The organism is Altererythrobacter epoxidivorans, assembly GCF_001281485.1.
GTDB lineage: Bacteria > Pseudomonadota > Alphaproteobacteria > Sphingomonadales > Sphingomonadaceae > Erythrobacter > Erythrobacter epoxidivorans.
In genome coordinates this window covers 1,818,211-1,836,520 of the sequence record NZ_CP012669.1, presented here as the reverse complement: position 1 = coordinate 1,836,520, position 18,310 = coordinate 1,818,211, and the positions used below count along the sequence as shown (strand labels likewise).

Genomic DNA, 18,310 nt, shown 5'->3' with positions numbered 1-18,310 from the left:
TCAGGCTTCGCCCGGAATGGTGGCAAGAACGCCATCGATCGGAATAACGACGCCGTTGCTGCCAACGAGTGCACCACCGGCCATTGTCGCCTTCGTACCATTCGGTCCGGTGACGACGATCTTGTCGCCTTCGAGCGCGAAGTTGAGATCGCCTTCACCAAAGCTGCGAACGGTCACGGGGCCGCCGTTGTCGGCAATCGCTTCACGGATCGCTTCGGGCGAAAGCGCGCCGGGCACCATGTGCTCGCGCAGGATCGCTGCGACAAGCGCGCCCTTGGTCTCGTCGGACAGCAGTTCCGTGCCGCCCTCCATGCCTTCGAATGCCGTATCAAGCGGTGCGAGGACGGTATAGCTCGCCTGCCCGTCGAAAATCGCGGACAAGCCACTGTCGCTGAGTTCGTCGGACAGGATCGAAAGATCGCTGCGTTCCCCGACTATCGCGGCGACGGTTTGCGACGTGCGCTCCTGCGTCGTCAGGTCGTCGCTGGCGGCGGGCTCTTCCGAACATGCCGATAGCGTAACGAGCGACAGAGCCGCGATGGCGGCCAAGGTCGGCCTGAGTTTGTGTCTAATCATGGTCGTCCTCGTCAGATCAGCAGGTTGATCGCTTCAGCGATCAGGGCAGTTTCAGGGTCGATGCGATAGACGTATCCGTCCGAATAACGGTACCGCGCCTGGGGCGTGTCGTAATAGCGATCACGATAGGCATAGGGCACGTTGTAGACGTCATACCCCGACGGCATCGGACGACCGACCGTAAACTCGTCACCGGTCAGCATTGCCGCGATCGAAGTGATCGCTGCCGTTTCGGGATCGACGCGGTAGATGACATTGTCGGCGTAGCGATAGCTGTCATAGCCGCCGAGCCCGTAATACTGGCTGTAATAGCGAGGTAGTTCGTAGGGCTGGTAATAGTCCGGCCAGGTCTGCCCGATCGACAGTGCTCCGCCGAGCAGCGGGATGAAACCGCTAAGGCCGCCCGACCCGTAACGCAGCAAGTATCCGTCGTTGTAATAGTAGTTGCCGCCCGACAAGCGACGCAGGCCGAAGTAGTCGGGGCGATAGGAAGTATAGCGTTGCTTCGCCTGACCCGGAGGCAGGCAGCCATTGTTCTTCTTGGCGAGGCCCGGGGGGCAACCGTCGATCAGGCCACGGTTCGATTCCATGGCCTGCCGCAGATAGCGCCCGGCGTAATCGCCCTCGTTCCAGTCGCGGGCATAGCGATCGACCTCGTCGCGATAGTCGCGGCCACGCACGGCATTGGCTTTGCCATTGGACTTCCCATTCTTGCTGGCGAAGACAGGCGCGTTTCCGCGATTGCCATTGTTGCCCGGGCCATTGGAACCGGCGGCTTTGACGGCTTTTGCAGCGCGATTGCCGTTGCCATTTCCATTGCCGTTTCCGGCATTGCCATTGTTGCCTCGATTGTCGTTTTTAGCGCTCTTCTGAGCGCCGCGATTGGCGTCGTTCTTGGCCTTGTCGGGACCGCCACGATTGGCGTTGCCCTGACCCTGACCCTGGCCCTTCATCTGTGCGGCTTCGTTGCCCTTGCCATTACCTTTGCCATTACCGGTATCGGCAAGGGCAGGTGTGACTGCCAGAGCAAGAGCCGCCGTACTTGCGAGCAGCTTCAACATTGGATGTCTCCTTTGCCTCTCCAACGGGCGTCGGCGCGCTCTAGTTCCGCAGCATTTTGACTCAAACCGTTGAATAGAGTCGCGCTTCTGCTGACCGCCTGCGGGTCAAACCCTTGAGAATCCTGCCTCCGGCGCGGTTCCATCGGGCGAATTCCAGCAGCGCTGCGTCGTAATCTCCGGCGATGTGTTTCCTTGTCAGCGTTGCGCGGAAAATGGCCCCGGTATTGTAATGGAAGCTGACCATCGCATCGAACTGGTTATGGCTGGTGGGCGCATCCCCGACCGCTCGGGCAACGTCTGCCGCATAGCGAGCGAGGTCGATTTCGAGCCGCGCATCGCATTCATCCTGCGACCAGACGGTCCCCGGGCCGATGCCTTTTCCTGTTGCGCCCCAACCAATCGTCCACGGCGCACCGCCCGTGCCGGGGTCGGGATAGGCCTCTATCCGCCCGTCCTTGCGTAGCCGGGCGCAGCCTTCGAACTGCTTGATCAGCGCAATTCCCGCATCTCCGACACGGCGCGGAATCCTACTGGATGGAACACATGGAACACTGTCCTGATCGCGATTTCGATTCTCATCGATGGTGGTGTCGAGGGCTTTGTCGAGAGCGTCGACTTCGGGCTGGTCGAAACCCCTGCCGATAAGCTTGCGGACAGTATCGAAAATGATCTTGCGGTTCATCGCTTGCCTCTTTGCTGAAAGGCCGAGCGATTAGGCAGAAAAACCCCGAGTAGGAAAATTGCCAGTCACCTTCGGGTCGGCTGGCGAAGCAATTTTCTCGCTCAGTGCGTCCAGTCGAGCGATAGCGACTGGAAATGCCAGCGCCTTTGTTCGGGGGTAGCGCCGTCAACGTCATTTGTTCGGCGCAGGATTGCTTCACCCTCGATCGTGACCGGACGACCGATCACATCGGTTCCGGTTATCGTGACCGGCGCCGTGTAATAGAGCGAGCCGGCTGCACCTTCCATTTCGCCGGTCGGCACCGCGACGGTGACTTCCTCGAGATCGGAAAAAATGACGGCGAATTCGGCTTTGGGCCATTTCTTCCGGTCGGCAGCGCTCAGCAGTTCCCATGCGGCATCATACCGCTCCAGTTCGATGTCCCGCGCAAAAGAAACGAGGACGTTGCGGGCGCCGGTTTCGCCGCGTTCTGCTTCCGGCGTCAGGATGGGCGGATCCAGATTGCGGTCCGGATCGGCAACAGCCTCGCTATCGGGGGGTGCTTGAACGGACGGATCGGGGGCTTGCGTTTCTGTCGGTCCGGCGGCGTCTTGTTCGGGAGAACAGGCAGCGAGCGCGATTGTGGCGAGTACGAAGGGGGCTAAGACGGGGTGTTTTATCATACCCCTCGAAACGCCCGGCCAGGATTACGGTTTCAGGGCGTAGATCGAAAGATAGAGCCACAGGTCACCGCCATTGCTGCGACGCGTTCCAAGCCTAAGCGTGCCTTCGTGGCCCTGCGCGGGAACGAAGGCAGTTTCCTGCTGTACGTCGGAGGTCCGGGAAGAGTTCTTGTTCACGAGGCATCGACCCAGATCGGCAACGCCAATGTCGTAGGCAGACTGCAAGGCTTCGACATCGTCGAACCCCAGTTCGCAGCGGTATGTCATGGTGCGTGAGTTACTGCGTATTACGCAATCTGACGCTGCGAAACCGGCGCTGCCCGGTCCCGATTTCACTGCGTAGTTGTAGGTCATCATGCTGCCCGACGTCATCTCGCCCTTCAGGTCTTCGAATTTGGAAGCGTGGGCCGCGAAGATCGCCTTCAGTGCGTCACAGTCGGCTGCCGATGCCGGCTGTGCTGCAAGAAAGGCGGACGAAGCGATTGCGATCGCAAATCTGCGTGAGTTCATTGAAGGCACCATTCCCGCTCCGTCTTTGCTCGGTCCGACCATAACGCTCCGCCCGATAATGTGAAGGAGTTGCCCTGTACCTGTCCGCGCCCTAGCGTGGCGGGCAAGCAAGCCCGGGGGGATGAATGAAATTTGCCAGTGCTGCGAGCATCTTGCTCGCTTTCGTAGCGGTTGCGCCTGCGAGCGCGACCGATTTGCCGGATGGAACGCTGATCTCTTCCGAGCCGTGCGAGCCGATGCGGGATATGACCCACGCGCTCTATCTCAAGCGCCAGAAACTGGCCGTATCGCGGGAGATAGCCTTTGCCGAAAGGGAAGGGATAGCGATGCCGCCCATACCGGACGCATTGCTCATGCAGGCATCGCTGACCGAGGATCAACTTGCCGAACGTCTCGCCTACGAAGGCTTCGAATGTCGCGAAATCCGTTATGCGAGCGGCGGGCTCGAGATTGCCGGGTTCCTGTGGAAGCCGGTCGATACCGCTGGCGAGGCTCTGCCTCTGATCATCGCCAATCGCGGCGGCAACCGCGATTTCGGCGGGATGGCAGCCTGGATGAACTGGGGCTGGTACGACTTCCTGAAGGCAGGATATGTCGTCCTCGCCTCGCAATATCGCGGCGGCCCCGGAAGCGAGGGAGAGGACGAATTCGGCGGCGACGACGTCGATGACGTGCGCGCCCTGATCCCGCTGGCCGAGAGCCTGGGCTATGTCGACACGGCCAACGTCTTCGCCTTTGGCGGATCGCGAGGGGGCATGATGACCTATCAGCTCGCGAAGGGTGACAGCCCGCTGCGTGCGTTCAGCATACAGGCCGGCGTTTCCGACCTGTGGCGCAATGTCGAGAACCGTCCCGGCTTCGAGGACATGTATGCGGAAATGATGCCGGACTATCATGCGCATGGACGCGAAGCTGCGCTGACGAGGCGTTCCGCCTCGAAGTGGGCTGGCGAGATCAAGGTGCCGGGTATCATCTTTCATGGTTCCGACGACTGGCGCGTCGATCCGCAGGACGCGGTCGATGTGGCAGAGGGTATGCGCGCCGCCGGTACGCCGGTCGAATTGCACTTATATTTTGGCGACACCCACGGGATGACGCTGAACCATGCCGACATGATGCGGCATACGCTGGCGTACTTCGAGCGTTTCCGCACGAGGCCGGACATGCCGGCAGAGGGCGCGCAATGAAGCGGGTGCCAGTCCTGTTTGCCGCCGCGGCTCTAGGTTTGGGATGCACGGCTGGAGCAGAAGAACCGGTGGTCTTCGGTGAAGTCGAAATCGTCGTCCCGCCCGCCGACAAGCCTGATCCCAATCCGCGCATGAACCGCCTCTCGCCACTACGCGAAAGCCTGCAGCAACGTGCAGCGACCGAAGCGGCGGAATTGGGTTTCGACACAGTGCCGCTGGCCGAACAGACCGGACTTTACGGGGAGCGCTATCTCGTCGGGGCCATGGGTCCGGACGGCGGTGTCTTCTATGTCGTCCCTTTCCTAGCACCCTATGCCGGCATGCGCGGCGAGCGGCCTTGGGACTTGGTTCGCCATGTCGGGGGTGAAGAGCGGGTGACGGCATGCAGGTTCGTGCTGACGGCCAGCAAACTGCCCGAACCTTCGCGCCTTGCCCGCGGCAACGAGCTGACCGCATTGTTCCCCGGTCCCGATTGCCAGCCGCAGGAGTTCGACCGGGAAATCCAGGCCGAATATCGCGCCAGCCTGGCAGACGATGGCTATGCCGTCTTCAGCCGCAGCGAAGAGTTCGGGGAGGCAAGGGCCATGCTGGTGGAGCTGCCCAATCGGTACGATTCCGCATTCGACGTCGAACGTGCCCTCGACCTTGCGGCAGGAGAGCGCAGCGTCATCCGCAGCATGGCGCTATTCCCGTTCAGACCGCAGCAGGGCTTTGCCGACTTGAGCGACGGTGCGCGGCTCTATTTTCACAAGCGCTTTTCGATGGGTAAGGCAAACCCGCGCATCTGCGTGGTCGAAGGCGTAAGCTGGGAGCAGGCCCGGAGCATCGCGAAGCGGCAGGACGAGGGGCCATTGGGCCGGTTCTGCGAAAATGCCTTTGAGGCGCAAGAAGAGGCAAGCCGCGAACGCTTCCGCAAGAAAATGGAAGGCAAGCCGCCTCCAGTGATCAGGGTCAGTCCGGTCAGGAAGCCCGATCGCTGACCCATAACAGAAAAAGGCGCCCGGATCGCTCCGGACGCCTTTTCTTTCCGCCCATGGGGCAGATGTCTATTACATGCTGTAATACATGTCGAACTCGACCGGGCACGGGGTCGTTTCCGTACGGATGACCTCTTCCCACTTCAGTTCGGCATAGGCGTCGATCTGGTCCTTGGTGAACACGTCGCCCTTCAGCAGGAATTCGTGGTCGGCTTCCAAGGCTTCCAGGGCTTCGCGCAAGCTGCCGCAGACGGTCGGAACTTCGGCGAGCTCTGCCGGCGGCAGGTCGTAGAGGTTCTTGTCCATGGCTTCGCCCGGGTGGATCTTGTTCTGGATCCCGTCGAGGCCAGCCATCAGCAGCGCCGAATAGGCGAGGTAGGGGTTGGCCATCGCATCGGGGAAACGGAACTCGACGCGCTTCGCCTTGTCGCCTGCGCCGTAAGGAATACGGCACGATGCCGAACGGTTGCGCGCCGAATAGGCGAGCAGCACCGGTGCTTCGAAGCCCGGCACCAGGCGCTTGTAGCTGTTGGTGGTCGGGTTGGTGAAGGCGTTCAGCGCCTTGGCGTGCTTGATGACGCCGCCGATGTAATAGAGGCAGTTTTCCGACAGGCCGGCATATTCATTGCCAGCGAAGGTTGGCTTGCCGTCGGTCCAGATCGACATGTGGGTGTGCATGCCCGAACCGTTATCTTCCTTGATCGGCTTGGGCATGAAGGTCGCGGTCTTGCCATAGGCGTGGGCGACCTGATGCACGACATACTTGTAAACCTGCATGCGGTCGGCGGTTTGCACCAGCGTGCCGAAGGTCAGGCCCAGTTCGTGCTGTGCGGCGGCAACTTCGTGGTGATGCTTGTCGCAGGGCAGGCCCATTTCGAGCATGGTCGAAACCATCTCGCCGCGAATGTCGACAGCGCTGTCGACCGGGGCCACGGGGAAGTAGCCGCCCTTGGCACGCGGACGGTGCGCCATGTTGCCGGCTTCGTATTCCTTGCCGGTGTTGGTCGGCAGTTCGATGTCGTCGATAGCGAAGCCCGAACCGGCATAGCCGTCTTCGAAACGCACATCGTCGAACATGAAGAATTCTGCTTCCGGGCCGACATAGATCGTGTCGCCGATGCCGGTCGACTTGAGATAGTTTTCGGCGCGCTTTGCAGTGGTGCGCGGGTCGCGGCTGTACCAGTCACCGGTCGAAGGTTCGACGATGTCGCAGTTGATGATCAGCATCGGCGTGGCGCTGAACGGGTCGATCCAGGTCGCGTCGAGGTCGGGCTTCAGGATCATGTCGGATTCGTTGATCGCTTTCCAGCCGGCGATCGACGAACCGTCGAACATCAGGCCGTCTTCGAACTCGTCTTCGCCCATCACGCCGGCGCACATGGTCAGGTGCTGCCATTTGCCCTTCGGGTCGGTGAAGCGGAGGTCGACCCACTCGATCTCATTGTCCTTGATAGTCTTGAGGACGTCTTTCGCCTTGCTCATTGGTAGTCAGCCTCCAGCTAGTTTTATCGTTTGTGTGCCCGGTTGGATCCGGGGGTTGAGAGGATTGCGCCCGATCCCGCAGGCCGCGCGCAGCACTTAAATCGCGTCGTCGTCCTTTTCGCCCGTGCGGATGCGAAGGGCGTTTTCGATCGAGGATACGAAGATCTTGCCGTCTCCGATGCGGCCGGTCTGCGCGGCGGAGGAAATCGCTTCGACCACGCGTTCGGCGATCGTGTCGCTGACGACCACTTCGAGTTTAACCTTGGGCAGGAAATCGACGACATATTCGGCGCCGCGATAGAGCTCGGTATGGCCCTTCTGGCGGCCGAAACCCTTGGCCTCGGTCACGGTGATGCCGGACACGCCGATTTCGTGCAGCGCCTCCTTCACCTCGTCCAGCTTGAACGGCTTGATGATCGCTTCGATCTTTTTCACGTGGCTTTTGCCCCCGGCACATCGATCCGGCGTTGCCTCTTCGACCGTCGCGAAGCGCAAGACCGGCAGCTAGTCTAAATCCTTGACCAAAACTTATCCAAGAATCGTGCCAAGGCGTGGATACGAAACCGATAGAGGATGCTGTGCGCGGCGCAAACCCCATTCACGCTTGGGGCAGGGCAAGCAAGAAAATGTCGCAGGCACAGGCGCTGCACAAAAGGCAGACGGGTGATGCCTAAATTTTAGGCATCATAGGCCGATCAACCGAGGCGCAGGCCGGTGGTTTCGGGGAGGCCGCACATGATGTTGAGGTTCTGGATCGCGGCCCCGCTCGCGCCTTTGCCGAGGTTGTCGAGCCGCGCGACCAGCCGCACCTGAGCGCCTGCCGCGTCCCCGCAAACCCAGAGCTCGATCCCGTCCCACGCCGGAGCGCCTTCGTGCAGCAGAAGCTCACCCGGAACATCGCCGTGAACGGAAACGAGATCCGAGCCGTCGTAGAACCTTTGGAGTTCATTCAGCAGCGCCGCGGGCGAGTGCGATTGCTCCATCGCCGCCAGCGTCAGCGGGACATCGACGATCATGCCGCGATGGGCAGGGACAACGCTGGGCGAAAAGACAGGCGCATGGGTAAGCCCGGCATAGGCTTTCATCTCAGGCAAATGCTTGTGTCCGCCGCCAAGGCCATAGGCGCGAAAGGCGAAATCGGTTTCCTGCGCGAACCGCTCGATCAGCGCCTTGCCGCCGCCCGAATATCCGCTCACCGCGTTGACGGTGTAAGGCCAGTCCGCTGGAAGCAATCCAGCTTTCACCAGCGGTGCGACCAGGGCTAGGAAACCGGTCGGGTAACAACCTGGATTGGAAACGAACTGCGCATTGGCGATCGTGTCGTGCCCGATCAATTCCGGGAATCCATAGGTCCAGCCGTCTGCCACGCGGTGCGCGCTGGAGGCATCGATGAAGCGGGTGTCCGATCCCTCTGCCAGCGATACCGACTCCTTTGCTGCATCGTCGGGCAGGCAGAGGATCGCGATATCGGCGGCATGCAGCGCATCGCGGCGCGCGCTCTCGCTCTTGCGCTCTTCATCGCCGAGCACGATCAGTTCGAATTCGTCGCGGCCAGCGAGCCGTTCGCGAATTTCGAGGCCGGTGGTTCCGGCGGCTCCGTCGATGAAAATGCGCTGTGTCATGGCGCAAGGCTAATACGCGGCTCAGCCTGCGAGGCAATTGCCTTTAATATAGCCCGAGGGACCCTTCGGCCCGAGACAGCCCCAGACCCAGTCACCGGCAACGTCAAGAATTTCGAACGCCGTGCCCGCTTCCAGTGTCATCGACACTTCGCTGTCATCGCGCGGCATCAGGTGCATTTCGGCGCCGTCAGGGCCGATCTCGCCCGGCTGCGGCACGACGTAATGTGCTGCCAGATAGGTTCCGGCGAGCGCGATATGGGCAAGGTCGCCGCGCAAGGGGTGCGTGCCGGGCTGCGGACGTGCAACCGGCCCCGCAAGGCACAGCGGGCCATCTGGAACCTGGTAAGTCGCGTTGCCGCTCACTTCGGCGCAATCCTCTGCGTTAGTTGTGCCCGTTCGGGTGGGTGCCGGGCCGCTTATACGGCGAATGCCTTTCCGGCAAGTTAGCCGAGCGCGCTTTATTCTCCAGAGTAGCGGGCGCGAAGCATGTGGAAAGCTGCGCGAAGGCCGTAGGCCGCGCCGCCCTTGGGACGTCCCGGCTTGGGTGCAGGGCGCCACGCAAAGGTGTCGAAGTGCGCCCAGTCGATGTCTTCGCCGACGAACTTGTCGAGAAACAGGCCTGCCACGGTCGCTCCGGCAAAGGCGTTGCCGTGGGCGTTGTTCGTGTCAGCGATATCGGAATTGAGATATTCGTCGTAGCCGTGGTGCAGCGGCAGTCGCCACGGCTGGTCGTCGTTCGCCTTTCCCGCTTCGATCAGTGCATCGGCGGTCTCGTCGCGGCGGGTGAAGAGCGCGGGCAGCTCGGGGCCGAGCGCCACGCGGGCGGCACCGGTCAGGGTCGCGAAATCGATGATGAGTTCGGGGTTTTCCTCGCTCGCCCGGGTCAGCGCGTCGCCCAGGATCAGGCGGCCTTCGGCATCGGTATTGCCGATTTCGACAGTGATGCCCTTGCGCGTCTTGAGCACGTCGCCGGGGCGGAAGGCATTTCCGGAAATCGCATTCTCGACCGCCGGGACCAGCACGTGGAGGCGAACCGGCAGGTGTGCCTTCATGACGAGCTCGGCGAGCGCGATGGCATGGGCAGCGCCGCCCATGTCCTTCTTCATCAGCAGCATGCCGCTGCCGGGCTTGATGTCGAGACCGCCGGAATCGAAGGTCACGCCCTTGCCGACGATGGCGACGACCGGATCCTTCTCCTTGCCCCAGGTCAGGTGCATGATGCGCGGTGCATGATGGCGCGCAGCGGCACGGCCGACAGCGTAGACCATCGGATATTCCTGCTCCAGCGTGTCGCCCTTGGTCACTTTCAGCTTGGCATGATGCGCCTTGGCGAGGCGCTCGAATTCTTCCTCGAGCGCAGCAGGGCCCATGTCCTCGGCCGGCGTGTTGACGAGGTCCATCACCAGCTTGACCGCGCGCGCCTCTGCCATGGCTGGCTCGATTCTCTTGACGTCCTTGGTCAGCAGAATGCGTGGACCCTGCGCCTTTTCGTCATTGGTATAGCGGGTGAAGCGGTACTGGCCGGTCTGCCAGCCATGCATTGCAGCGCCGGGCTCACCATCGGCGCGGCGATAGGTTCCTTCGGGCAGGACTTCCGCCAGCTTGGCGAGGCACCAGCTCGACAGGTCATCGGGATTGGCGACGCCGCCGACCACGAACCAGCCATCGCCATCGGGCACGATCGCGTGCTGGTATCCGGCGCCCTCGAACTTCTGCGCGGCGAGCGCTGCACGCTGCCCCGAAGAGAGTTTCTTCGCCCAGTCTGCAAAGCCGTCCTTGTTGACGAGGTGGATGGGAATCGCGTCCTGTCCGCGATCCGGCTGGATAAGGTCGGTCTTGTCGGTCATATTGCGCTAGTTAGTGACGATAGCCCCGCTGTCACAAGGAGGTTTGCGAAATTATGCGCGCTTTGATCACTGTGGTTGCCGCGACTGCACTTGCCTCCTGCTCTGCCGAAGCGCCGGTCGCAGAGGAAACTCCGCAAGCGACTGCCAGCGCGGCGACTTCGCCAGCGCAAGCGTCGGCAACGGCATCGAGCGAAAGCGAGGCGCAGGGCTATTCCTTCAAGAAGAAACTGGACGAGCCGGGCGGTGGTGCAATGGATTTCACCTACACCTGGCCTGCCAAGGTGAGTGCGGAACCCGAACTCGCAAAGCAGCTGGGCGAACACCGCGAAAAGATGCTGCGGACCGTCACCGACGACTGGAACGTGATGATCAAGGATTGTCCGCCTGATGCCGTGTCCTGCCGAAACAGCAGCTATTCGAACGAATATGCAGTGGTCGCCGACCTGCCGCGCTTCCTCAGCCTGTCGAACATGCTCTACACCTATACCGGCGGTGCGCATGGGCTTTACGGCAAGGATTCCTCGATCTGGGACCGCGAGGCCAAGGAACTGCTCGATCCCACCGAACTGTTCACATCCCGGGCTGCGATCCATGGCGCCATCTCGAAGCGTGCCTGCGCCGGGCTCGACCGCGAGCGGCTGAAGCGCCGGGGCGGGGAAATTCCCGACAGCTATGGCGAATGGCCGAACAATTGCCCCGGCATAGAGGAAACCGTCCTGTTCGTCGGTTCGTCCAACGGCAAGACCTTCGACCGGCTTGGCGCCTATTACGGTCCCTATGTCGCGGGCGCCTATGCCGAAGGGGATTACGAGATCAACCTGCCAGTGGATGCTGCGGTGATTAAGACGGTCAAACCGGAATACGCGCGCTATTTCAGCGTGAAGCGCTGAACGCTCGCAATTTGCGGGCAGAAGCACTAGATAGCCCGCATGCACCAGTACCAGATCGTCGAAGACTCAGACACCGTCTATCGTGACGGGACCATCAAGCTGCACGGACCGGAAGGGTTCGAGGGCATGCGCAGGGCGGGCCGCTTGGCCGCCGAAATCCTCGACGAACTGACCACTTTCGTGCAGCCCGGCGTCACCACCGCGCAGATCGACGATCTCGTCCGCACGATGACGCTGGACGGCGGCGCGGTCCCCGCAACGCTCGGCTATCGCGGTTACACTCACAGCTGCTGCACTTCGATCAACCATGTCATTTGCCACGGCATTCCGGGCGACAAGGCGCTGAAGGACGGCGATATCGTAAATATCGACGTGACCCCGCAGCTTGACGGATGGCACGGCGACACCAGCCGGATGTATTTCGTCGGCGAACCGGCGATCAAGGCGAAGCGGCTGGTCGAAGTGACCTATGAATGTCTGATGCTGGGGATCGAAGCCGCAGCCAAACCGGGCGCGCGGCTTGGCGATATCGGCGCTGCGATCGAGGAACACGCTCGCCAGTTCCGCTATGGCGTCGTCCGCGAATTCTGCGGTCACGGCCTGGGCAAGCTGTTCCACGATGCACCCGAAGTCGTGCACGCAGCAAAGGCGGGGACTGGTCCGGAACTGAAGCCGGGCATGTTCTTCACCATCGAACCGATGATCAACACCGGCAAGCCATGGGCCAAGATCCTGGGCGACGGCTGGACTGCGGTGACGCGTGACAAGTCGCTATCGGCGCAGTTCGAACACTCGCTCGGCATCACCGAGGACGGGGTCGAGATTTTCACCGAAAGCCCCAAGGGCCTGCACAAGCCGCCCTACGCCTAGGTTTCGCGAGCTGCCCTGATCGCGGCACCTGCTGCGAAGGGCGCGGCGGCGAACAACACCAGGCTGATTGCTCCTGCGAAACCGACGCTCGAGGCATCGCCCCGGGCGAGCGCCCCCGCACCGAAGATCAGGATAGGCAGGGCGAGCGGGATCAGCAGCAGGCCTGACAGTGCAGCACCAGCGCGAAGGCTGGCGGTAAGAGCCGCAATCATCAGCCCGATGGCGGCGAGGCCCGGCGTTCCGGCCAGCAGTCCCAGCAGCAGCAGGTGCAGCGTCTGCCCTTCGAGGTTGAGCAAGGCCGCGGCGGGAAAGGTCGCGAGGATGAGGAGCGGACCGAAGCTGATCCAGTGCGCCAATAGCCGCGCTGTCATCACCAGTTCCTCGCTCGCCCCGCGCAGCTTCAATTGGTCGAACACGCCCAGCGTAATGTCCTCCTGCACCAGCCGGTCGAGCGGCAGGATCGCTGCAAGCAGGGCGGCAATCCAGACCACCCCGCCGCCTGTGCGCGCAAGCAGGTTCGCATCCGGCCCGACCGCAAAGGGATAAAGCATCGCCACGGCGAGGAAGAACAGCAGCGGCAGCGCCGCGCCGCTTCCGGCGAAGGGGAACAGGCGCGACAGGTCGCGGCGGAGCAGCGCGATCATCATGCCGCGTATTCCTCCAGCGCCAGTTCGCGCAGCCCTTCGATCGCGACAGGCTGGTGCGAGGCGATCACCGCCAGGCCGCCTGCCTTGCAATGTCCGGCAACCAGTCCTTCGACCATTGCGACGGCATCACGATCGAGCCCGTTGAGCGGTTCGTCGAGCAGCCAGATCGGTGCGCCTTGCGACATGAGCCGTGCCAGCGCCGCACGCTTGCGCTGGCCGGTCGAAAGGTAGCGCACCGGGATATCGAGCAGCGGTTCGAGCCCCAGCGCAGTCAGTGCTTCACCGTCGGTTGCTGCTCCGTCGATCCCTCGCCAGAAATCGAGCGTCTTGCCGAGCGGCAATTCCGGGTCGAGTGCGGGGCGTTCATCGACCAGCCCGATCATCCCCTTGCTTGCCACTTTTCCTGCAAAGGGCGTCAGCAATCCGGCGACGATTCTCAGCAGGCTGGACTTGCCTATCCCGTTGGCCCCCGTGACGTGCAGCGCCTCGCCCGAATTCACCGACAGCGACAGGCTGCGGAACAGGACGCGGTCGCCCCTGCGGCAAGCGAGATCGGTCGCAACAAGGCGGGGCTGACCAGGGTCGTTCATTGCGCGATGCGATAGAGGCTCCGGTGCGACGCGCCAAGTGCGCGTTTTTCACTTGTGATGGGCGGCTTTGCACCGCAGTCTCGCCCGTGAACGGCTTCTGGGGGGAAGGTAATGGGGCAGGACAACAGGCTTCTGCGGGTACTCGGTCTGGGCTTTGGCCTCGCTGCCGTGATCGGCGCAGTGGTCGGCCAGGGCATCCTGCGTGCGCCCGGCGTGGTCGCCGATGCGACCGGATCGCCCGAAGTGATCATCGGCCTGTGGATTGCCGGCGCGCTGATCGCCATGGTGAGCGCGCTACCCTATGCAGAACTGGGCGCGGCAATCCCCAGGGCAGGGGGGCAGTTCGCCTTCATCCACCGCGCGCTGGGCGACCGAATGGCACTTGCCGCGGCATTTGCCACCATGTTCCTGCAGGTCACGACGATTGCCATGCTGGGCTTTGTCACAGGTGAATTTCTCGTCCGGCTGGGCGTAGGCGGCGGCAGGCTGGGACCGGTCGAGATGGGACTCGTCGTCACGGTCCTCTTCGCACTGCTCAACGCCAGCGGCACCCGGTCGAGCGGGGCGAGCCAGATCGCCTTCTCGACGCTCAAGGGGCTGGTGCTGGTGGGATTGATCGTGGCGCTGTTTGCGGGCGAGGCGGTAGAGCCGGTCGAAACCACGCCGATTGTCCGGTCGGGCCTGCTGGCCATGGGCACCGCCATCCTCGTGATCAACAACACCTACAACGGCTGGTGGGAAGTGGTCTATTACGGCGAGGAAATGCGCGATCCCGGACGGCAGGTCCCGCGCGCATTGTTTGGCGGCATCATCTCGGTCGCGGTGATCTATGTCCTGCTCAACCTCGCCATGCTCCACGTCCTTACGCCCGACCAGATGGCGGGATCGAATCTCGTTGCAGCGGATGCCGCCGGAATGGTCTTCGGCGAACGGGGCGATTACTTCCTGACCTTGTTCGGGGTCCTGTCGGTCGGCGCGATCACCAACCTCCAGATCATGTCTGCGGCGCGGGCGCATTATGCGATGGCGCGGGCGCGCATCCTGCCGGAATATTTCGCGAAGGTGGACAAGCGCGGAACGCCGCTGCGGGCGATGGCTCTGGCGACGGCGATTGGGGCATCCTTCATCCTCACCGGCACTTACCAGGCGCTGTCGAGCATGACGGTTTCGATCGGGCAGGGGCTGATTGTGCTGGTGATGCTAAGCGTCATTGCGCTTCGCCGGAAGGAACCCGACCTCCACCGGCCGTTCCGCATGCCGCTATATCCCGCCAGCATCGTCTTCGCACTGGCGATGGCGAGCAGCCTGCTGATAGTATTCATCGTGCAGGACCCGCTCTACAGTCTTTCGGGCTTCATCGTCGTCGCGGTGCTGTGGGTGCTGTTCCGCCACGTGCTGAAACGCCGCGTTGTCCTCGCCGCAATCGATGATGTAGAGGGCGGCGCATGAGCATTGCCAAACTGACCGAAGCCGAGCGTGATGCGCTCCTGTCCGATCATCGCCAATGGAGCCTTGCCCGCGACGGGGCCGCGATAGAGCGCAAGTTCGCCTTTGCCGATTTCAGCGAGGCCTGGGGCTTCATGAATCGTGTCGCGCTGATCGCGGAAAAGCACGACCACCATCCCGAATGGTTCAACGTCTACAACCGGGTCGAAATAACGCTGACGACGCATGACGCCGCGCCCGAAAGCGGCGGCGCCCTGTCGGCACGCGACGTGAAGATGGTCGAGGCGATCGAAGCCCTTCTGGGCTGATTACTGGCCCAGCGGCTTCAGGTTCCGGCGCGCCATCTTGCGGGCACGGCCCGGCATCCAGCGCTTCGCGAAATTTAGCCGTTTTGCCGTCTTGCCGACAAGATAGTGCAGCTCGTCGCCGTGCACTGCGTCCCACACTGCCTTGGCGACTTCGCTGGCCGGTGTGATTTCCAGACCCGCTTCGGTAACGCGGGTGCGGATCAGCTCGTTCGACCCGCGGCTTCCCGTGCCGTCAAGCAGCGGCGTGTCGATGAAGGACGGGCAGATCGAAGCAACCGTGATCCCGTCATCTGCCCATTCGGCGTCTAGGCTTTCGGTCACGGCGCGAACACCGAACTTGGTCGCGCAATAGATGCTCATGCCGCCCGTGCCCATGATCCCGGCAGCGCTCGATGTGTTGATCAGGGCTGAGCCGGGCGCGGTCTTCTTGAGATAGGGATAGGCCGCCTGAGCGCCGTAAATGACGCCGCGGAGGTTTACGTCGAGGCAGCGATCGATCTCGTCCTGCTCCATCCCGGCGAGTTCACCGCCCGATCCGACACCGGCATTGTTGAATACGACATCGATCCGGCCACCGGCCGCGGTGGCGAAAGCTTCCAGCGCTTCGTCCCATTGCTTGCGATCGCGCACGTCCAGCTTGTGGGAATAGGAAAAGCCGCCCGGCAGCAGTCCTTCGGTGTCGCGCATGCCCTGTTCGTTGACGTCACCGAGGCCGACGAACCAGCCGCGTTCGGCAAAATAGATCGCGGTTTCACGGCCGATGCCCGAACCGCCGCCGGTGATGAAAATTGCTTTCCTAGTGCTCACTTTGCTCTCCCCAGGCACAAAAAGGCCGCGCAAGGTGCGTAACCCCGCGCGGCCCCTTTGTCAGCTATTAACATCAATGTCAGTCGGCAATTGCGCCCGACAGACCCTGGACGTAATTCGCACCTTCCACGATCTGGGCGGTCGAATTGCCGACCGTCCCGCCGAGCGGCTCCGCGCGTCCGCCAAGGCAGGTCGCGAGGAAGTTCTCGGTAATCGCGTTGAAGGCGATGTTGTTGGCCGGCTTGGCAAAACCATGCCCTTCGTCGGGATAGAGGACGTAGGTCACCGGAATGCCCTTGGCCTTCATTGCCTCGACGATCTGGTCGCTTTCGGCCTGGTTCACGCGCGGATCGTTGGCGCCCTGTCCGATCAGCAGCGGCTTCACGATCTTGTCCGCCTTGTAGAGCGGGCTGGCGGCCTTCAGCTTGGCGAGCCCTTCCTCGGTCGCCGGATTGCCCATGCGTTCGTGGAACTGGGCGATCATCGGTTCCCAATAGGGCGGGATCGACGACAGCAGAGTTTCCAGGTTCGAAGGGCCGACGATATCGACACCGCAAGCAAACTTGTCGGGCGTGAAGGTCAATCCGGCCAGTGTCGCGTAGCCGCCATAGGAACCGCCCATGATGGCGACCTTGTCGCTGCTGGTGATGCCCTTCGCGATGGCATAATCGACCGCGTCGATCAGGTCGTCATGCATGGCGAGGCCCCACTGCATGTTCCCGGCATTGATGAAATCCTTGCCGAAACCGGTCGAGCCGCGGAAGTTGACCGACATCACCGCATAGCCGCGGTTGGCGAGCCACTGGTGATAGCTGTTGTAGCCATAGCCGTCGCGCGCCCAGGGTCCGCCGTGGACCATCAGCACCATCGGCACGGCTTTGTCCGGAACGCCGTCGCCATTGCTGTCGCTGCCAGGCGGCAGGGTCAGGTATGAGGGCAGGGTCAGCCCGTCGCGGCTCTTGATTTCGAGCGGATGCATCGGCTGGAGCGGTGCGCCCTCCAGCTCCGGTCGCGTGGTGTAGAATTCGTCCAGCGTCCCGGCCTTGCGGTCGTAGATATAGGTGCGGGTCGGCGCGGTCAGCGGGTCGTTCCAGACGATCCACTTGCTGTCGTCATCGGTGCGCGACTGGACGCCGAAATCGCCGTCGAGCTTGCTGTCGAGGAAGGCCAGCGCCTTGCCGATTTCAGGGTCGATCGCGGTCCATTCGGTGGTCAGGTAGGTGAAGCTATAGGCTTCGATCTCACCAGTCTTCGGATCGGACATGGCACCGCCGATATCCGCCTTGTCGTTCTGGGCAATGATGCGTTTTTCGCCGGTGGCGACGTCCTGTGCGATCAGCGCGGCGGTGTTACGGCCACGGCTGTCGATCCAGTACATTGTCTTGCCATCGGTGGTGAAACCGGCGGGCTGGGTGGTCAGCGAATCTTCGAGCGTTGTGGTGTCGCTCGGCGTCTCGGCAATTTCGCCGTCGGTAATGGGGAAGAAGTCCATGCCGCCCGCTGCATTCGGGCGGATGGCCATGCGCAGCGTCAGGTTGTCGTCGGCAAGGAAGCCTGCATAAGCGTTGTTTTCCATCACCAGTTCCAGCTCGCCCGTGTTGAGGTCGAGCAGGTAGGCGTCATGGAAACGCGCATCGCGGTTGTTGAGGCCGACGAGGATCTTGTCGCGGATCGTTTCCGAAGTGCCCATCACCTGGACGCGGGTCTTCTCGAACGGGGTAAGGGTGGTTTCCTTGCCGGTTTCAAGGTCGATCCCGTAAAGCAGGAAGTTCTCATCCCCGCCCTTGTCCTGCACGTATAGCAGGCTCTGCGAGTCGGGTGCCCAGAAATACTGGCGGATCGGACGATCGGTCGACGATGTCATCGCCCTGGCCGCGTCGGGATTGTCGGCCGGTGCCATCCATACGTTGAGCACGTCGTCCTTCGGCGCAAGCCAGCTCAGCCATTTGCCGTCCGGGCTGAGGCGTCCGGCGGAGCGGGTCGGATTGCCGAACAATGCATCGCGCGAGATAAGTTCGGCTTCTGCAGGAACGGTGGCGGCATTTGCGGTCATTGGCGGCTCTTCTTGATAGGTGGTGCAGGCGGATAGAAGGCCAGCGGCCATCGCAGGGACTGCGACGCGGGCCAGAAGCTTCGAATTGAGCAT

General features: G+C 62.3%; 20 protein-coding genes. 6 read left to right on the top strand and 14 right to left on the bottom strand.

Features of this window, described 5'->3' with window-relative positions; genetic code table 11:
• The 5 genes from AMC99_RS09280 to AMC99_RS09260 all read right to left on the bottom strand — a co-directional run bounded on the left by AMC99_RS09280 (position 1) and on the right by AMC99_RS09260 (position 3,491).
• Positions 1 to 576 (bottom strand): fasciclin domain-containing protein, encoded by a 576-nt coding sequence (locus tag AMC99_RS09280; protein ID WP_083440130.1) that lies wholly within the window; start codon positions 574 to 576, stop codon positions 1 to 3.
• Positions 577 to 587: 11 nt separating this feature from the next.
• Entirely contained in the window at positions 588 to 1,637 is a 1,050-nt protein-coding gene (locus AMC99_RS09275) for a hypothetical protein (RefSeq protein ID WP_061925840.1), read from the bottom strand.
• Between the two features lie 61 nt (positions 1,638 to 1,698).
• Complete coding sequence (locus AMC99_RS09270; RefSeq protein ID WP_061925837.1) at positions 1,699 to 2,319, bottom strand: lysozyme; 621 nt, start codon at positions 2,317 to 2,319, stop codon at positions 1,699 to 1,701.
• A 101-nt stretch (positions 2,320 to 2,420) separates the two neighbouring features.
• A complete protein-coding gene (locus tag AMC99_RS09265; RefSeq protein ID WP_061925834.1) occupies positions 2,421 to 2,981 on the bottom strand; it encodes a hypothetical protein in 561 nt (186 codons plus the stop codon).
• Positions 2,982 to 3,005: 24 nt separating this feature from the next.
• Complete coding sequence (locus AMC99_RS09260; RefSeq protein WP_061925831.1) at positions 3,006 to 3,491, bottom strand: hypothetical protein; 486 nt, start codon at positions 3,489 to 3,491, stop codon at positions 3,006 to 3,008.
• 125 nt (positions 3,492 to 3,616) lie between these two features.
• On the opposite strand from AMC99_RS09260, the gene AMC99_RS09255 reads away from it, so the two are divergent.
• Together AMC99_RS09255 and AMC99_RS09250 are read left to right on the top strand one after the other, a co-directional pair.
• A complete protein-coding gene (locus AMC99_RS09255) occupies positions 3,617 to 4,678 on the top strand; it encodes an alpha/beta hydrolase family protein (RefSeq protein ID WP_061925828.1) in 1,062 nt (353 codons plus the stop codon).
• Positions 4,675 to 5,658, top strand: a complete 984-nt coding sequence (locus AMC99_RS09250) for a hypothetical protein (RefSeq protein WP_061925825.1) — start codon at positions 4,675 to 4,677, stop codon at positions 5,656 to 5,658. The genes AMC99_RS09255 and AMC99_RS09250 overlap by 4 nt, the downstream gene beginning before the upstream one ends.
• Positions 5,659 to 5,727: 69 nt before the next feature.
• Here AMC99_RS09250 and glnA read toward each other — a convergent pair whose 3' ends face one another.
• The 5 genes from glnA to AMC99_RS09225 all read right to left on the bottom strand — a co-directional run bounded on the left by glnA (position 5,728) and on the right by AMC99_RS09225 (position 10,606).
• Positions 5,728 to 7,137 (bottom strand): type I glutamate--ammonia ligase, encoded by a 1,410-nt coding sequence (gene glnA, locus AMC99_RS09245; protein ID WP_061925822.1) that lies wholly within the window; start codon positions 7,135 to 7,137, stop codon positions 5,728 to 5,730.
• 96 nt (positions 7,138 to 7,233) lie between these two features.
• Positions 7,234 to 7,572, bottom strand: a complete 339-nt coding sequence (locus tag AMC99_RS09240; protein ID WP_061927879.1) for a P-II family nitrogen regulator — start codon at positions 7,570 to 7,572, stop codon at positions 7,234 to 7,236.
• Between the two features lie 260 nt (positions 7,573 to 7,832).
• Complete coding sequence (gene argC / locus AMC99_RS09235) at positions 7,833 to 8,759, bottom strand: N-acetyl-gamma-glutamyl-phosphate reductase (protein WP_061925819.1); 927 nt, start codon at positions 8,757 to 8,759, stop codon at positions 7,833 to 7,835.
• A 21-nt stretch (positions 8,760 to 8,780) separates the two neighbouring features.
• Entirely contained in the window at positions 8,781 to 9,122 is a 342-nt protein-coding gene (locus AMC99_RS09230) for a hypothetical protein (protein WP_061925816.1), read from the bottom strand.
• A gap of 95 nt (positions 9,123 to 9,217) precedes the next feature.
• Positions 9,218 to 10,606 (bottom strand): leucyl aminopeptidase family protein, encoded by a 1,389-nt coding sequence (locus tag AMC99_RS09225; protein WP_061925813.1) that lies wholly within the window; start codon positions 10,604 to 10,606, stop codon positions 9,218 to 9,220.
• Positions 10,607 to 10,659: 53 nt separating this feature from the next.
• Between AMC99_RS09225 and AMC99_RS09220 the strand changes: the two genes are divergently transcribed.
• Entirely contained in the window at positions 10,660 to 11,496 is an 837-nt protein-coding gene (locus AMC99_RS09220) for a PdaC/SigV domain-containing protein (RefSeq protein WP_061925810.1), read from the top strand.
• A 39-nt stretch (positions 11,497 to 11,535) separates the two neighbouring features.
• A complete protein-coding gene (map, locus tag AMC99_RS09215; protein WP_061925807.1) occupies positions 11,536 to 12,366 on the top strand; it encodes a type I methionyl aminopeptidase in 831 nt (276 codons plus the stop codon).
• On the opposite strand, the gene AMC99_RS09210 is transcribed toward map, so the two are convergent.
• Positions 12,363 to 13,013, bottom strand: a complete 651-nt coding sequence (locus AMC99_RS09210; protein ID WP_061925804.1) for a heme exporter protein CcmB — start codon at positions 13,011 to 13,013, stop codon at positions 12,363 to 12,365. The genes map and AMC99_RS09210 overlap by 4 nt on opposite strands.
• On the bottom strand, positions 13,010 to 13,603 hold the full coding sequence (gene ccmA, locus AMC99_RS09205; protein WP_061925800.1) for a heme ABC exporter ATP-binding protein CcmA: 594 nt from the start codon (positions 13,601 to 13,603) through the stop codon (positions 13,010 to 13,012). Before ccmA ends, AMC99_RS09210 begins: the two co-directional genes overlap by 4 nt.
• A 111-nt stretch (positions 13,604 to 13,714) precedes the next feature.
• Here ccmA and AMC99_RS09200 point away from each other — a divergent pair, with 111 nt between their 5' ends.
• Positions 13,715 to 15,052 carry an APC family permease gene (locus tag AMC99_RS09200; protein ID WP_061925797.1) on the top strand — a complete coding sequence of 446 codons (1,338 nt, stop codon included), beginning with the start codon at positions 13,715 to 13,717 and terminating at the stop codon, positions 15,050 to 15,052.
• Positions 15,049 to 15,357 carry a 4a-hydroxytetrahydrobiopterin dehydratase gene (locus AMC99_RS09195; protein WP_061925794.1) on the top strand — a complete coding sequence of 103 codons (309 nt, stop codon included), beginning with the start codon at positions 15,049 to 15,051 and terminating at the stop codon, positions 15,355 to 15,357. Before AMC99_RS09200 ends, AMC99_RS09195 begins: the two co-directional genes overlap by 4 nt.
• On the opposite strand, the gene AMC99_RS09190 is transcribed toward AMC99_RS09195, so the two are convergent.
• Both AMC99_RS09190 and AMC99_RS09185 read right to left on the bottom strand, forming a co-directional pair.
• Complete coding sequence (locus AMC99_RS09190) at positions 15,358 to 16,164, bottom strand: SDR family oxidoreductase (protein ID WP_061925791.1); 807 nt, start codon at positions 16,162 to 16,164, stop codon at positions 15,358 to 15,360.
• 79 nt (positions 16,165 to 16,243) lie between these two features.
• Positions 16,244 to 18,310 (bottom strand): S9 family peptidase, encoded by a 2,067-nt coding sequence (locus AMC99_RS09185; protein WP_083440129.1) that lies wholly within the window; start codon positions 18,308 to 18,310, stop codon positions 16,244 to 16,246.

Bases quoted from the DNA above. Each gene is read 5' to 3' on its own strand.
- AMC99_RS09280 (WP_083440130.1), bottom strand. From the start codon at position 576: ATGATTAGACACAAACTCAGGCCGACCTTGGCCGCCATCGCGGCTCTG.
- AMC99_RS09275 (WP_061925840.1), bottom strand. From the start codon at position 1,637: ATGTTGAAGCTGCTCGCAAGTACGGCGGCTCTTGCTCTGGCAGTCACA.
- AMC99_RS09270 (WP_061925837.1), bottom strand. From the start codon at position 2,319: ATGAACCGCAAGATCATTTTCGATACTGTCCGCAAGCTTATCGGCAGG.
- AMC99_RS09265 (WP_061925834.1), bottom strand. From the start codon at position 2,981: ATGATAAAACACCCCGTCTTAGCCCCCTTCGTACTCGCCACAATCGCG.
- AMC99_RS09260 (WP_061925831.1), bottom strand. From the start codon at position 3,491: ATGAACTCACGCAGATTTGCGATCGCAATCGCTTCGTCCGCCTTTCTT.
- AMC99_RS09255 (WP_061925828.1), top strand. From the start codon at position 3,617: ATGAAATTTGCCAGTGCTGCGAGCATCTTGCTCGCTTTCGTAGCGGTT.
- AMC99_RS09250 (WP_061925825.1), top strand. From the start codon at position 4,675: ATGAAGCGGGTGCCAGTCCTGTTTGCCGCCGCGGCTCTAGGTTTGGGA.
- glnA (WP_061925822.1), bottom strand. From the start codon at position 7,137: ATGAGCAAGGCGAAAGACGTCCTCAAGACTATCAAGGACAATGAGATC.
- argC (WP_061925819.1), bottom strand. From the start codon at position 8,759: ATGACACAGCGCATTTTCATCGACGGAGCCGCCGGAACCACCGGCCTC.
- AMC99_RS09225 (WP_061925813.1), bottom strand. From the start codon at position 10,606: ATGACCGACAAGACCGACCTTATCCAGCCGGATCGCGGACAGGACGCG.
- AMC99_RS09220 (WP_061925810.1), top strand. From the start codon at position 10,660: ATGCGCGCTTTGATCACTGTGGTTGCCGCGACTGCACTTGCCTCCTGC.
- map (WP_061925807.1), top strand. From the start codon at position 11,536: ATGCACCAGTACCAGATCGTCGAAGACTCAGACACCGTCTATCGTGAC.
- AMC99_RS09210 (WP_061925804.1), bottom strand. From the start codon at position 13,013: ATGATGATCGCGCTGCTCCGCCGCGACCTGTCGCGCCTGTTCCCCTTC.
- ccmA (WP_061925800.1), bottom strand. From the start codon at position 13,603: ATGAACGACCCTGGTCAGCCCCGCCTTGTTGCGACCGATCTCGCTTGC.
- AMC99_RS09200 (WP_061925797.1), top strand. From the start codon at position 13,715: ATGGGGCAGGACAACAGGCTTCTGCGGGTACTCGGTCTGGGCTTTGGC.
- AMC99_RS09195 (WP_061925794.1), top strand. From the start codon at position 15,049: ATGAGCATTGCCAAACTGACCGAAGCCGAGCGTGATGCGCTCCTGTCC.
- AMC99_RS09185 (WP_083440129.1), bottom strand. From the start codon at position 18,310: ATGCTCAATTCGAAGCTTCTGGCCCGCGTCGCAGTCCCTGCGATGGCC.